This is a genomic window from Marinospirillum alkalitolerans (assembly GCF_045055655.1).
Classification (GTDB): domain Bacteria; phylum Pseudomonadota; class Gammaproteobacteria; order Pseudomonadales; family Halomonadaceae; genus Marinospirillum; species Marinospirillum alkalitolerans.
In genome coordinates, this window is record NZ_JBANFI010000004.1 from 324,113 (window position 1) to 338,493 (window position 14,381).

Below are 14,381 nucleotides of genomic sequence, written 5' to 3' on the forward strand. Positions count from 1 at the left end.
AGAGATTCGGTTCACACGGATCGAGGTTCACTGGCCAAGCCTTTCACGAGAGCCACACAAGACATCAGCAGCACCAGCGTGAACGGAAACCCAGTGGATACGGCCATCGCCTGCAAAGCCACTAGGCCACCACCGAGAATCAGCGCAATCGCGACCAGGCCTTCAAAGGTACACCAGAAAACGCGCTGAGGTGTTGGTGCATTCACCTTACCGCCAGCGGCAATGGTATCAATCACCAAAGAGCCTGAATCAGACGAGGTAATAAAGAAGACCACGACCAGAACAATGGCAATAAAGGAAGTCACCTGCGCCCAAGGCAGCACATCTAGCATAGTAAAGAGCTGCAAAGGCAGGGCGACTGAAGCCGCATCCTGAAAGCCCGCCAAATATTGTGTAATCGCGGTGGTGCCAAAAACGGTCATCCACAAAACACAGGCTAAAGAAGGAATCAGCAGCACAGCAATCAGAAACTCACGCACTGTCCGCCCACGCGAGACACGCGCAATAAACATCCCTACAAAAGGTGACCAGGAGATCCACCAAGCCCAATAGAAGGCCGTCCAGCCTTGAGAGAAGTTCACGTCTTCACGCCCGACTGGATTGGCCAATGCAGGCAGGTATTGCAGATAGGCAAGCAGGTTATCGAAAAAGCCCGTCACGATAGCCAAGGTGGGGCCAACAATAATCACAAACAGCATCAGCAAGGCGGCCAAGACCATATTGATCTCAGAGAGGCGTTTCACACCTGCCTCTAGCCCCGCCACGACTGAAACCAGAGCAATCAGAGTGATCCCAATCACCAGCAAAACTTCGGTCGTGTTGCCTTCGGGCAAGCCAAACAGGTAGTGCAGACCTGCGGCAGCTTGCGAGGCCCCCAGACCCAAGGAAGTCGCCAAACCAAAGAGCGTCGCCAATACCGCGAGAATATCAATCACATGCCCAGGCCAACCCCAAACACGCTCACCCAGCAAAGGATAAAAAACCGAGCGAATGGTCAGCGGCAACCCCTTGTTAAAAGAGAAGAGCGCCAAACCCAGCGCCAGCACGGCATAGATAGCCCAAGGATGCAAAGCCCAGTGATAAATCGTGGCCGCCATCCCAAGGCGTGTTGCTAACTCAGCATCACCACCTGCCGCACCCAAAGGAGCCCAATCGGTGCGCACACCATTTTCAAGGCTAGTGCCACCTAAGGCCGTTGAGAAATGCGATAAGGGTTCAGAGACCCCATAGAACATCAAGCCGATGCCCATGCCTGCCGCAAAAAGCATCGAGAACCAGCCCAGATAGCTAAAGTCAGGCGTGGCCTCAGTACCGCCTAAGCGCACGCGCCCTAAGGGGGAGAAGATCAGATAAAGACATAGCAAAACAAAAACGTTGGCGGCGCTAATAAAAAACCAGTCCAAATTGGACGTTAGCCAACCACGCAGATCACCAAATAAAGGGGCGACCTGCTGTTGAAAAATCAAGGTGATCAGCACAAAGGCAATGACCGCCAAGCCTGAAATAGCAAACACACGGTTATGGATATCGAGGCCAAAGGGCCCTACCTGAACCGCGATATTATCCTGTCCGATTTGATAATCCGTATCGATGGGGTTCACCTTCCCATCAGGAATCATCGGATCCTTCTCAGCCTCTTGTGAGGGCTTTTGATCGTCTATCATCGTCAAATAGGCTCCATTTTAGCTTTAAAAACATCATTTTCTATTGATGTGTCTTTTTTACCCTACAGCATTCTCTTCTGCTTCGCCAGTCAACTACCGAGACCGACCACAGCCTGAGACCAGGTTTTAAAGGCGCGTTGAAGGCACACCGCGCAGGTGCGCAGGAATCCAGCGTCGTTCAGCAAGGTGGAATGCCAGCTCAGTCATGATGGCCAGTAAAGCGGCTGGAATCGCACCATACAGAATCAGCGTATGATCATTGAGCGCTAACCCAGTCACGATCGGCTCACCCAATCCACCCGCACCGATAAAGGCAGCCAAAGTGGCTGTGCCGATATTGATGATCGCTGCTGTTTTGATCCCCACCAGAAGATTAGGCGCGGCCAAGGGCAACAAGACATGACGCAACTGCTCTGAGCGGGTCATCCCCATACCCAGACTGACTTGGACCAGCAAAGGATTGACTGTCAGTAAGGCTGTGATCGCAGCACGCACAATCGGCAGCAAGGAATAGAGAAACAAGGCCACAATCGCGGGTAAAAAACCGATACCCAACAAAGGGATCATCAGCGCCAGCAAAGCGATAGAGGGAATGGTTTGTAGCAAGCCAGCCGTATAAAGGACGCCCTGGGCTAAACGGGGTGAGCGGTAGACCAGCACCGCCAGCGGCAAGCCTACCAGACAGGCCAGCAAGAGGGCTAAAAAAGTCAGCTGAATATGCTCGAGCAGATTTTGCCCCAGCTTATCCCATTTGCGCCCACTGATTTGGCGCTGATCGGCCTCAATCCAGCCCTCTTCGACCAGAAAATCATGCGCCACCTGAGCAAAGCTGCCTTCTTGCTGGGCAACACGGGCATTCAGCGCCTGCATCCGCTCTTCACTCAAGCGTCCTGCCAAGGCACTCAAACTGACTTGCGCGGCCAGTGGCAAATCAGCTCGCACCAAGGGTAAGGCAAGGTACTGAGGGAAATAGCCGCGATCATCCTCCAGCAAGCGCAGATTCAGGCGCTGCAGATCGCCATCTGTCGAATAAGCATCGGTCAGATGGATGCGTCCCGCCTGCACGGCCTCATAGGCCAGCCCATGCTCTATACCACGGGGCATCATCGGGAGTTGGTAAGCCAAGCGCAAACCTAGCCAGCCATCCTGACGCTGGATAAACTCATGCGACAAGCCTAAACGCAAATCAGGATGATCTTGTAGATCGCTGATGGTCATAATCTGGCGCACTTGCGCCAGTTCAGCCTGCATCGCCAGCGCATAGGTATTGTTAAAACCCAGAGCAGGTAACGCCATTAAGCCACGCGGCGCCAACAAGCTATTGAGTTCGGCCAACTCAGGGGTGGTCTCCTGACCCAGCAGGCTTAAAGCCAGAGTGCCTGTGTACTCGGGATAAAGATCAACATCCCCATTCAGCAGCGCCTGCCAAGCCACGGAAGTGCTCCCCAACCCAAGTTGTCGTCGCACTTCAAAACCATCCAGCTCCAGTTTCTGAGCAAAAATCTCGCCCAGCAAGCGCCCTTCGCTGTCCATTTTAGAGCCAATGGTGACAAGCTGTGCCTGAGCAGCTGACACCAGCCCGCTCAACAGCAAACCCAGAATCAGCCTTGGCATCATCCCCTTTAATCCAAGCCTGCACCACAGACGCCCTGCTTGAAGTAACATCAGCGTGCCTCCAGTAAACGTGCCACCTGCGGATGAGCAGGCTGAGCTTGAATCTGCGCAGGCGTACCTTGCTGTAACACCGCTCCTGGAGCCAAAGCCACCAACCAATCGGCCAGCTTCAGTGCTTCTTGCATATCATGGGTGACCAGTACCACGCTACGTGGCTCTTCAGCCTGAATGGCTTGAAAGCGCGCATGAACATCCACCTTGGTAATCGGATCGACAGCAGAAAAAGCCTCATCCAACAAGAGCAAGGGCGGATCGAGAAACATCGCGCGACATAAGCCAACACGCTGTGCCTGACCTCCCGAGATCTGATGCGGATAACGCTCTAACAACGCCGCATCCAGCTGCATAAAATCAAGCAGCTTGTCGAGACGAGCCGCTTGGCGCTCTGAGGACCAGCCCTCTAAGATTGCCATCACACAAATGTTGTGACGCACCGTCCAGTGCGGAAACAGGCCGATATGCTGCACCGCATAGCCCATGGTTCTTCTTTGCTCAGAGAGACGCTGCCAATCTAAGGGAACCCCCAGCACACGCACCTCTCCTGCTTGCGGCCAGATCAAGCCATTGATCATTTGCAGCAGGGTGGATTTACCGCAACCGCTTGGGCCAACCAACGCGGTGACCTGCTGCTGCGGCAGCTGAAGATCGAGTTGTTTAAAAACACATTGGCGGCCAAAAAACTGGCTGACTTGACGAAATTCGACACAAAATTCAGACATAGTTGAGTTCAAGTACAGTGAGTGAGTCAGCACTTAAACAGCCAGAGGGCAGCAGGTCAAGGGCAAGGAGGCCAATCTGTGTTGTTCAGTTGCGCAAGAAAAACTCTGGCCGGCACAGGGGGTGAAAAATAATACCCCTGAATAATCGGGCAACCTTGGGCCATTAACTGGTGCAACTGCGCCTCTTCTTCCACCCCTTCTGCCACCGTGATAAATCCCATACTGGCCGCCAGCTGGATGATGGTATCGACCAGCTGCGCGGCTTGTGGATCAACATGCATATCCTGAATAAAAGCACGATCTATCTTCAATACGGAGACAGGCAGGTTTTTCAAATAGGCCAGTGAAGAATAACCAGTGCCAAAATCATCAATGGCAATAGAAACCCCGGCTTCGGCTAACTGACTCAGCTGCTTGAGTGCCTCATCCATATCCTGCATTAAACCTGATTCTGTCACCTCGATCTCGAGCGCTGTTGGCGGTAACTGGTAATCCGCAAGCGTCGCCAGCCATTGCTGAGCAAAGTCAGGATCAGCCAGTTGCTGGCTGGCGACATTCACCGCCAGTACAAAATCAGCGGGGAGTTGATCACGCCATGCCTGAAGCTGGCGACAGGCAGCCTCTTGCACCCAACGGCCAAGTGCCATGATCTGCCCTGTTTGCTCTGCCAAAGGGATAAAATCAGCAGGCGAGATTCGCCCTAGCTCTGGATGCTCCCAACGCAGCAGGGCTTCTGCTCCTCGACAAGCTAACTCAGGCACCCAGATTTTGGGTTGGAAGACCAACGACAGCTGCTGCTGGCTGATGGCCTGATCCAGCGCCTCTTGCAGACTGAGCTGACGCTGCAAGCTGGCTTCTAGCGCCGGGCTGTACTCCTGCCAGCGATTAAATTCCTTGGGCACGGCCAAGGCGGCAAGGCGAATCAGCGTTTCTGCATTGCGCGGCCCACAGGTAGCACTGGCACCAACACGCACCTGCACCGCCAAACGGAACTGACGAAAATACAGCGGTTGACGCAACTGGTGAATCAGCGGCTGGATCTGCTGTTCTAAAGCCTCTGACTCTAGTTGCTCAACCGCAGGGCAAGGGCGCAACAGTACCCATTCACCTTGGCTCCACACACCCCATTGATCACCCTCTTGTTGATGTGCCAAAGCTTGATCACGCAAGGCTTGAGTCAGATGATCGGCCACTTCAAGACCATGTAGTCGGGTCATCTCTTTGATGCCGTGAAAAACAAAAAACAGCACCAGTTGATCCTCCCCGCGCTGCAAACGCTCACCCAGGCGTTGCAACAAGCCATCACGATTGGGCAAGCCAGTTAAGGAATCCGTGACCGCCTGACGCGCCAGCTCTTGTGTTCGCTCAGCCACAAGAGCTTCGAGCTGATCGGCTCGAACTCGCTGCTGCTGCAAGCGCAGGTGCTCCTGCAAGATATTGCTCAAACGCTGCACCACTTCTTGGTGATCAAAGGGCTTAGTGAGGAAGTCACGCGCGCCCAAAGCCAGAGCTTGATGACGCGTTTCCTGATCCGTATTGGCGGTTAACACAATCACCGGCGGCAAGGTCTCCGGCCACTGAGCTTGCATCTGGGATAACAACTCCAATCCAGAAAGATGCGGCATTCTAATATCCAGAAAGATCAAATCAGGACGGCGCTGCTGTAAACGCGGCATCACCAAACGTGGATCGAGCAGGGCTTCTACCTCGGTAAACCCCTCGTCTTCCAGCAGGCTCATCAACAGTTCGCAGTTCACGGCATGGTCATCGACAATCAGGATATCAGCCTGCTGATTCAGTGGCATCGGCCTCTCCTTGCTTTGTTTGGGGACGAGCAGACAACACCCGCTCAAGCTGTTGTTGCAGTTGATTGAAATCAAAGGGCTTTTCAAGATAGGCAGCAAAACCAGCCGCCGTCAGTGATTCGGAACAGGTTGATCTTCCTAACGCAGAGACGGCAATCACTGGAATCTCTTGTGTTGCAGGGTAACGAGCCAACATTCTTTTGGCTTGCACACCACTCAGCCTTGGCAGATCTAAATCCATCAAGATCACATCCGGTGGTTCAGTGAGCGCCAGCTCTAAGGCCGTTTCAGCAGAGTTGGCAATGCTGAGCTGATAGCGTTGCTGCTGTTCGATAAACTCTTGTAGCAGGCGCTGATTAACGGGATTATCTTCAACATACAGCAACTGCCAAACCATGGATGGCGCATTGACCTCAGGCTCGCTGTGCAGGCTAAGCGATGATGGCGGCGTGGCTACTGGCAGCTCGAACCAAAAGGTGCTCCCTTGCCCGGGCGTACTGACGACACCGATACTGCCGTGCATCAACTCCACCAGTTGACGTGTCAGCGCCAGCCCCACACCTGTCCCTTCAATCCCAGAAGCCTCCGCCCCTAAGCGCTGGAAAGGCTGAAACAACTCTGCTTGCTGGACAGGCGTAAGTCCTTGACCTGTATCTTTAACTAGAATTCGCCAATGGTTTTTTTCTGGCTCTAATAGCACCTCAACCTGGCCACCTGGTCGGTTGTATTTAATGCCATTGGTAATCAGATTGATCAACACCTGCTGGCAACGCGTAAAGTCAGCCATCACCCACGCAGAAGCTGTCTGTCGGCTGAACAACTTGACCTGATACTGATCCGCAATCGGCTGCAAACCCTCCAGAGTCGCAGACAGGACTTCTTTCAGATCCAGGACTTCAAGAGAAACCCGCATCTTGCCGGCTTCAATGCGTGCTAAATCCAGTACATCGTTAATTAACGTCAGCAGATGCTGGCCGCTTTTATAAATCTGCTGAACTTGGCGACGCTGGCGCTCGGTTAAAGGCTGCTTACCTGCCTGCAACAGCTGCGCAAACCCCAAAATAGCATTCATCGGAGTACGCAGCTCATGACTCATCGAAGACAAAAAATCACTCTTGGCTTTATTGGCTTGTTCAGCCACTTCTTTGGCTTCGCGCAACTCTTCATTCATCGAATCACGCTCTTGCATCTGGCGATAAAGACGTATCAATAACGCGCAACTACTGGTAAAAGGCTTTAACCAGTCAGCCAGCTCAGGCTGGTAATCCATGTCGCCATTGGCAACCGCATACATACCGATGACTTCACCTTGATCATAAATCGGGACACCCATATAGCGGGTTAATTCTGGATGCCCAGCAGGAAGGTACATCTGACGCTGACTCTCTCGCATCTGATTATCAATCACCAACTGGCCACCCACAAAGACCTGGCCAAGCAAGGTATTTGGGCGACTCAGCAACATATCGCCATCCATCAGCTTTTGCATCAGGGCTTGTGATTGCGCATTCCAAGAAAGATCACTGATCGCATGAATTTTGAGTGCAGGTTGCGCATCAACAGACAAGACTTCGCCTATCAGCGCATAGTCACTGTGTGTGAGCTGTCGCAAGGCATCCTTGAGAAAGGCCCACAAACGATCTTGAGAAATCAAGGCTTGATAATCCGTCATCCCCTGATGAAGCACTTTGAGTAGATTTTTTTCCTGCTGTTCGGCCTGCTGAGCCGCACGAATCGCGCGCAAATCAGACAAGATGCCAATAAATTGACGCTCCTGATCTGTCTCTACACTGGGAATTTCACTGACGGCTAGGTGAATGGGCAGTGTATGCCCTTGTTGGTGCAAGGCTTCCACCTCACGCCCTTGACCAATAATCCGCGCTTCGCCTGTTTGCAAAAAATGGGTCAAGTAGCTGTCATGATGATCAGCCCAACGCGCTGGCATTAAGCGATTGATCTTCTGCCCTATCAGCTCAGCAGCAGGATAGCCCAGTAACTGCGAAGCGAAGGGGTTAACCTCTAAAATGCGACCCTGCTGATTGATGCGGATCATGCCCGCTGCTGCTGAATCCAAAATGGCACGATAGCGTGCCTGATGCATCTGGGCTTCGCGCCGCTGCTGATGTAAACGAATCAGCTCCTCAACTTGACCGGCCAAGGCGCACAGTGTCTGTACATCCCGTTCAGAAAAAGAGCGCGGCTGTGGACCCAACAAACATAAACTGCCAATCAACAGACCAGGCTCGATGCTTAAAGGGACACCAGCATAAAAGCGCACCTGAAGATCACCAGTGACCAGAGGATGCTGCTGAAAGCGCCTATCTTGATGGGTATCCTCAATAATCAGAGGGGTGCCTTGATAAATAGCATGACTACAAAAAGAAGCCTCGCGTGAGGTCTCACAAAAATCTAGGCCTTGGATGGATTTAAACCACTGGCGCTGTGCATCCACTAAAGAAACAAGCACGGTTTTGACTTGAAAAAGCTGCTGCGCCAGCTCAGTCACACGATCAAAAGAAGCTTCTGCAGCTGTATCGAGCAGGCCTAAAGCATGTAAATGCGCCAGACGTTCGGCTTCATTATCGGGGACGAGAAAGGATGAAGACATGCCTGGATCTCATGGTTGATTAACTACTCTTCGCACTAGTCAGCAATAAACCTGCGGCAATAAAAGTCCCACCAAAGGTTTTATTCAATAGCGCCTGATGGCGTGGATGCTGCAATAGGCCCAGCACCTTGGCGGCCAAGCCGGTATACCCTGCCATCACGATCAAATCGACCACCACCATCGTGAGTCCCATCAACACATATTGCTCAAGCAAAGGCTGATGCGGGTCCAAAAATTGTGGCAAGACGGCCAAAATAAACACGATGGCCTTGGGATTACTGGCATTCACCACAAACCCACGCCACACCAAACCCCAGCGTGCTCCAGCTTGCACAGCAGTGTCGGTATCACGATGCAGCTGGACAGGAGCATGCCACTGCTTCCAACCCAGATAGAGCAGATAAGCGATACCACACCACTTCACCAGACCAAAAGCCCATTCAGAAGCCATTAATAAAGCACCCAAGCCAGCCGCTGCAATCACCAGCTGCAGAATCAGCGCCAACTGCAAGCCAATCGCATTCCAATACCCCACGCGAAATCCATAATTCAGGCCCGCCGACATCGATGCCACCGCTCCTGCCCCTGGCGATAAACTGATCACCCAGCTGGTCATGAAAAAGGTTACCCAGACTTCCCAACTCATCACTTTTTCCTTTTGTTGAAATCCACCAAAAAAGCAGATTAGCAGGTCTCTCGCCCGTGTCCTACCCCATCGATGACTTGACCCGCCACCCCTTATACCCGAGTATATTAGTCAAGATTATCGACGGAGAAGCCCATGTCTTTTTTTAACGCCTGGAAGGTCACGCCACGCTACACCCAACTGGGCTCACTTTTTTATCAGCCTCATCAGCCAGAAGTGTTTCCAGGCCCTAGCCAACTGGTTGCCTTGAGCACGGATGCAGCCCGCCTGATTGACCTTGATCCTTGCACCCTCGATGAAAAGGCGCTGTTGGATTGGATGAGCGGAAGACTCAGGCTTGAGGGCAGCCAACCTATCGCGATGAAGTATGCTGGACATCAGTTTGGGCAGTTTAACCCCGCTTTAGGCGATGGGCGCGGCCTGTTGATGGTGGAACTCACCAATCAGCTCGGCCAACCTTGGGAAGTCCATCTCAAGGGTGCAGGACAAACGACCTACTCACGTTTTGGCGATGGACGCGCTGTATTGCGCTCTTCGATTCGTGAGTTTTTAGGCAGCGAAGCACTGCATCACTTAGGCATCCCGACAACGCGTGCACTGGCTGTCGCCACAACAGGAGAAAGCGTCCGGCGTGAAATCTACGAACCCGGTGCCACCTTACTCCGCTTAACACCCAGTCATCTGCGCTTTGGTCATTTTGAGCATGCTTATATACAGCAAGATCTGAGCGGCCTGCATCAATTGGCTGACTATGCACTCCAACATTACTTTCCAGAGCAACTGGAGGCTGAGGCACCCTATGCACAGCTGTTTGCCGAGGTTGTTGCGCGCACTGCACGCTTAGGGGCACTGTGGCAGGCCTATGGTTTTTGTCATGGTGTGCTGAATACCGACAACATGTCCTTGCTAGGCGAAACACTGGATTACGGCCCCTTTGCCTTTTTAGATCACTATCAGCCTCAGATCACCTTCAACCACAGTGATCCGCAAGGACGCTATGCTTTTGATCGCCAACCCAGCATTTTGCATTGGAATCTTGTGCGTCTTGCGCAGGCCTTTTCGCCTCTTGTCGATACCGAGCTGTTAAATCAGCAGCTCGCGCTGTTTATGCCTCAGCTGGAGCAGGCCTACTACCAATGTTTAGCACAACGCCTAGGCGTGGATGCCCAAGCAGACAGAAGACTGATTGAGGACTTTTTGGCTCTGTGTCGCAGCGATGAGATCGACTGGACCGATTTTTTACGTCGCCTCGCTGAAGGAGACACCGCCCAAGCACTGAGCCTGACATCGCAATCAGCTGCATGGCGAATGTGGCTGGTGGAGTGGCAGCAGGCCGTGCAAGCTCAGTATCCTGATGCAGAAGCACGACAGGCCGCGCTCTGCCAATACAATCCCTGCATTGTGCCGCGCACGCATCTTCTGCAAGCAGCGATTGAGGCAGCAGAGCTGGGTGATTTCAGCCAAGTCAGACGCCTGCATGCTTTGCTGCGTCGACCTTTTAACAGTGAAGGGGTGCAAAAAACTGATCGACAGGCTCCACCCAAAGGCTGGCCAGTGGCACTCTCTTGCTCTTCTTGATAGCGTCAAATCAAAATAAAGAGCCTCAGACAAAGATTCAGCCTCGCATTCAGGCTCATTTATGCTTTAATACAGGTGTCATCAGACTGATCATAAGCAGCAACTTCTTAGGAAAGACCTTTGAATTTGAGTGCTTTTTTGCATGAAGAAGTTAAGCGGGCAGTATATACTGATCAAGCTGAGCTGAAGAGCCCTCCGACCACTGCTGAAGGATGACTGAATCGATGCGTGCAGATTTTATCAATCCCTTTTTACATGCCATGCTGAATGTTTTGCGGACGATGTGCCAAATGCAACCTCAGGTTGGCAAGCCCCTGCTCAAAGAAGATGACTTTGCGCGAGGCGTGGTCACAGGCTTCGTTGACATGATGGGTGAGAGCACAACTGGCTCCCTGGCGATTTCTTTTCCGGCTGCGGTGGCTTTTGATATCGCTGAACGCATGCTGGGTGAAAAAATCACCGAAGTTGATGACACCATCCGCGACCTAGTCGGTGAGATCACCAACATGGTCTGTGGTGGTGCTAAAAAGATTCTTGCTGAAAAAGGCTATGATTTTTATCTTTCTCAGCCAGTGACTTTTGTGGGCGATAATCACACCATTACACACAGTGTTTATGGGCCAAAAATCCTGCTGCCCTTTCACGTAGATAGCGGCGATTTTGTGGTCGAAGTCTGCTTTCGTGATTAAGCCTGTCAACGCATCGCCCTGCCTGCTTCTTTTCATCACAATTAAAAAGGCCCGATCTCAGATCAGGCCTTTTTCAGATCACTAGACTAGAGCCGCAGGGTGTTATTTTTTAGTGCGCAGTAGAATATACACCGCGCCTGTACCGCCATCGGCAGGACGAGCTGAGGTAAAAGCCAGCACATCCGTCATCTGCTTCAACCACACGGCCACATGGGATTTAATGCTCGGCAACTCACCTTCTCGGTTATAAGACTTGCCATGCACCAGCAACAAGCATTTAAAACCTCGCTGTCGCCCCTCACGCACAAAGTCAACCAGGGCAGCACGTGCCGCCTCGATGGTCATACCATGCAAATCCAAGCCTTCTTGCCATGGCAGATCACCGCGCACTAAAGCCTTCCAGCTCCTTAAGGGTAAATCTGGCACATGAAAGTGCAGTTCATCGCCGGGATTGATGGGGCGCACCTGACCATCAGATAAACCAATTTCGGCCAGATCAACTACCTCGGCCTGTGCCGCCTGCTGGCGTAAGCGCGCATTCAGCGCAGTCAAAGCAGGCGATTGACGCACATCAGCCCGGTCATCTTGAAGGCGCTTAACACCTTGCATCATCTGTTGAAAGAGCTGCTGATCGTCAGCAAAATCACTCTCTTCGTTCACGATCGACTCCTTATGTTAGACTGCGAATATCCTAACATGATCACACAGGAAATGATGCCGCCATGACACCGCCTCTGACCCACCAAACCACCACCTCACTTGTGCAAGAGCTGCAAACTCTACGTGATTTTATCCGCTGGGCACTCACCCAGTTCCACTGTCATAATCTCTACTATGGTCATGGCACAGATAATGCTTGGGATGAAGCGCTGCATCTGGTCTTGGGCAGCCTGCACTTACCTTGGGATACCGATGAGCGCCTGCTCGATGCACGCCTCACTCAACTAGAGCGTGAAAAACTGGTCGAGCTGATTCGTCGTCGCTGCGAAGAAAGAACCCCCCTCCCCTATTTATTGGGCGAAAGCTGGTTTGCAGGACTGCCTTTTAAAGTCGATGCACGTGTGCTGATTCCACGCTCACCCATCAACGAGCTGATCGAAGAGGCCTTCTCCCCCTGGTTTGGTGAAGAGCACCCACCGCAACGCATTCTGGATCTGTGCACAGGTAGCGGCTGTATTGGTATTGCTTGTGCCTATGCCTTTCCAACTGCCGAGGTGATCCTCAGTGATATTTCCAGCGATGCTTTGGATGTCGCGCAAGAGAACATTGAGCGCCACCACCTCCAGGACAGAGTGAGTGCACGTGCCTCCGATCTTTTCAGTGGTTTGCAAGGCGAAACCTTTGACCTGATTGTCAGCAACCCACCTTATGTAGATGAACATGATCTGTCGCTGATGCCAGATGAGTATCATCAAGAGCCTGAGTTGGCACTCGCCGCAGGTGAAGATGGCCTTGATCTGGTGCGCGTGATTCTTCAGCGCGCTCGACAGCATCTGAATCCAGGTGGTCTGCTGATTGTTGAGGTCGGCAACAGCCAGGTTCACCTTGAAGCTCTGCTGCCTGAGGTTCCCTTTTTATGGGTTGAGTTTGCTGCCAATGCAGCGGGCGTTTTTGTGCTCACCGCCGAGCAGCTTGAAATCCATCAAGCCGCTTTTGATGCGCTCACCTAGGGAAGCTTTGATCAACATCATCAGCGCAGCACCACCAAGCGCAAGAGTGAATCAGGGGTTTTCTGGCTCAAGCACTGTGCATTCAATGACTTGCATAACATATTACTTACGAACACGATAGGTATCATCTATGTCAGGCAATACTCTCGGTCGTCTTTTTACCGTCACGACTTTTGGTGAAAGCCACGGCCCCGCTCTGGGCGCTATTATTGATGGCTGCCCACCCGGTTTAGCACTGTGCGAGGCCGATCTGCAAATTGATCTGGATCGTCGTAAACCCGGCACCAGCCGGCATACCACGCAACGCCGTGAGGCGGATCAAGTCAAGATTCTCTCCGGTGTTTTTGAGGGCAAAACCACAGGCACGCCGATCGGGCTGCTGATTGAAAATACCGATCAGCGCTCGAAAGACTATGGCGAGATCCAGCACCAGTTTCGTCCAGCCCATGCTGACTACACCTATCAGCAAAAATACGGCATTCGCGATCATCGTGGCGGCGGACGTAGCTCTGCACGCGAAACAGCCATGCGTGTTGCCGCAGGGGCCATCGCCAAAAAATACCTACTGGAAGAATATGGCGTGCGAATTCGTGGCTACCTCAGCCAACTTGGCCCGATCAAAATCAGCCAATTCGATTGGGATGAAGTCGAACGTAATCCCTTCTTCTGCCCAGACGCCAGCCAGGTTGCAGCACTCGAAGACTATATGGACGCACTGCGTAAAGAGGGCGAGTCGATAGGCGCGCGCATTAATGTCGTTGCAGAAGGCCTCCCTGTGGGACTGGGTGAACCCATTTTTGATCGACTTGATGCCGATATCGCCCATGCGATGATGTCCATCAATGCCGTCAAGGGCGTCGAGATCGGCGCTGGCTTTGCCTGCGTGGAGCAAAAAGGCAGCGAACATCGTGATGAAATGACACCTGAAGGCTTTCTGAGCAATCAAGCCGGCGGCATCCTGGGCGGCATTTCGACTGGGCAAGATATTTTGGTCAGTATCGCACTCAAGCCAACATCCAGCCTGCGCCTACCGGGTCGTGGGGTCGATCGCCATGGGCAAGCCTGCGAGATTATCACCAAGGGGCGCCATGATCCCTGTGTCGGCATTCGCGCGACCCCGATCGCAGAAGCCATGCTGGCTTTGGTACTGATGGATCATCTACTGCGCCATCGCGGTCAGAATGCGCGCGTCCACTCTACAACCCCCTTGATCCCGCCTAGCGTGATTTAATTTTTTTACCTTCTATAGCAGTTTATAAATGGCCTATTGACGCAGACAAGAGTTTTTTCTTCTTTTATGCTCGCAATAGGCCAGTTTTATGCTACCT

The 14,381-nt window shown here is 52.5% G+C and carries 11 protein-coding genes; 4 read left to right on the top strand and 7 right to left on the bottom strand.

The window, feature by feature from the left end; translation table 11 throughout:
- Positions 1-11: 11 nt before the first annotated feature.
- The 6 genes from V6U78_RS08385 to V6U78_RS08410 form a co-directional block, all read right to left on the bottom strand.
- Positions 12-1,664, bottom strand: a complete 1,653-nt coding sequence (locus V6U78_RS08385; RefSeq protein WP_405339349.1) for a BCCT family transporter — start codon at positions 1,662-1,664, stop codon at positions 12-14.
- 126 nt (positions 1,665-1,790) lie between these two features.
- Positions 1,791-3,329: a glycine betaine ABC transporter substrate-binding protein gene (locus V6U78_RS08390; RefSeq protein ID WP_405339351.1), complete on the bottom strand. Its 1,539-nt coding sequence runs from the start codon at positions 3,327-3,329 to the stop codon at positions 1,791-1,793.
- The gene (locus V6U78_RS08395) at positions 3,329-4,057 is read right to left on the bottom strand and encodes an ATP-binding cassette domain-containing protein (protein WP_405339353.1); all 729 of its coding nucleotides are present in this window, start codon (positions 4,055-4,057) and stop codon (positions 3,329-3,331) included. The genes V6U78_RS08390 and V6U78_RS08395 overlap by 1 nt, the downstream gene beginning before the upstream one ends.
- Before the next feature lie 56 nt (positions 4,058-4,113).
- A complete protein-coding gene (locus tag V6U78_RS08400; RefSeq protein ID WP_405339355.1) occupies positions 4,114-5,862 on the bottom strand; it encodes a putative bifunctional diguanylate cyclase/phosphodiesterase in 1,749 nt (582 codons plus the stop codon).
- Positions 5,840-8,470, bottom strand: a complete 2,631-nt coding sequence (locus V6U78_RS08405) for an ATP-binding protein (protein ID WP_405339357.1) — start codon at positions 8,468-8,470, stop codon at positions 5,840-5,842. Before V6U78_RS08405 ends, V6U78_RS08400 begins: the two co-directional genes overlap by 23 nt.
- A 19-nt stretch (positions 8,471-8,489) precedes the next feature.
- A complete protein-coding gene (locus V6U78_RS08410) occupies positions 8,490-9,116 on the bottom strand; it encodes a LysE family transporter (protein ID WP_405339359.1) in 627 nt (208 codons plus the stop codon).
- Positions 9,117-9,251: 135 nt separating this feature from the next.
- Here V6U78_RS08410 and V6U78_RS08415 point away from each other — a divergent pair, with 135 nt between their 5' ends.
- Together V6U78_RS08415 and V6U78_RS08420 are read left to right on the top strand one after the other, a co-directional pair.
- The gene (locus V6U78_RS08415; protein ID WP_405339361.1) at positions 9,252-10,694 is read left to right on the top strand and encodes a protein adenylyltransferase SelO; all 1,443 of its coding nucleotides are present in this window, start codon (positions 9,252-9,254) and stop codon (positions 10,692-10,694) included.
- 224 nt (positions 10,695-10,918) lie between these two features.
- Entirely contained in the window at positions 10,919-11,383 is a 465-nt protein-coding gene (locus tag V6U78_RS08420) for a chemotaxis protein CheX (RefSeq protein WP_405339363.1), read from the top strand.
- Between the two features lie 102 nt (positions 11,384-11,485).
- On the opposite strand, the gene V6U78_RS08425 is transcribed toward V6U78_RS08420, so the two are convergent.
- Positions 11,486-12,043, bottom strand: coding sequence for a Smr/MutS family protein (locus V6U78_RS08425; protein WP_405339365.1), 558 nt, complete (start codon positions 12,041-12,043; stop codon positions 11,486-11,488).
- A 62-nt stretch (positions 12,044-12,105) separates the two neighbouring features.
- Here V6U78_RS08425 and prmB point away from each other — a divergent pair, with 62 nt between their 5' ends.
- Positions 12,106-13,053 (top strand): 50S ribosomal protein L3 N(5)-glutamine methyltransferase, encoded by a 948-nt coding sequence (gene prmB, locus V6U78_RS08430; protein ID WP_405339367.1) that lies wholly within the window; start codon positions 12,106-12,108, stop codon positions 13,051-13,053.
- Between the two features lie 130 nt (positions 13,054-13,183).
- Positions 13,184-14,284, top strand: a complete 1,101-nt coding sequence (gene aroC / locus V6U78_RS08435; protein ID WP_405339369.1) for a chorismate synthase — start codon at positions 13,184-13,186, stop codon at positions 14,282-14,284.
- Positions 14,285-14,381: the final 97 nt, after the last annotated feature.

Coding starts and splice junctions, on each gene's coding strand:
- V6U78_RS08385 (WP_405339349.1), bottom strand. CDS start 1,664: ATGATAGACGATCAAAAGCCCTCACAAGAGGCTGAGAAGGATCCGATG.
- V6U78_RS08390 (WP_405339351.1), bottom strand. CDS start 3,329: ATGTTACTTCAAGCAGGGCGTCTGTGGTGCAGGCTTGGATTAAAGGGG.
- V6U78_RS08395 (WP_405339353.1), bottom strand. CDS start 4,057: ATGTCTGAATTTTGTGTCGAATTTCGTCAAGTCAGCCAGTTTTTTGGC.
- V6U78_RS08400 (WP_405339355.1), bottom strand. CDS start 5,862: ATGCCACTGAATCAGCAGGCTGATATCCTGATTGTCGATGACCATGCC.
- V6U78_RS08405 (WP_405339357.1), bottom strand. CDS start 8,470: ATGTCTTCATCCTTTCTCGTCCCCGATAATGAAGCCGAACGTCTGGCG.
- V6U78_RS08410 (WP_405339359.1), bottom strand. CDS start 9,116: ATGAGTTGGGAAGTCTGGGTAACCTTTTTCATGACCAGCTGGGTGATC.
- V6U78_RS08415 (WP_405339361.1), top strand. CDS start 9,252: ATGTCTTTTTTTAACGCCTGGAAGGTCACGCCACGCTACACCCAACTG.
- V6U78_RS08420 (WP_405339363.1), top strand. CDS start 10,919: ATGCGTGCAGATTTTATCAATCCCTTTTTACATGCCATGCTGAATGTT.
- prmB (WP_405339367.1), top strand. CDS start 12,106: ATGACACCGCCTCTGACCCACCAAACCACCACCTCACTTGTGCAAGAG.
- aroC (WP_405339369.1), top strand. CDS start 13,184: ATGTCAGGCAATACTCTCGGTCGTCTTTTTACCGTCACGACTTTTGGT.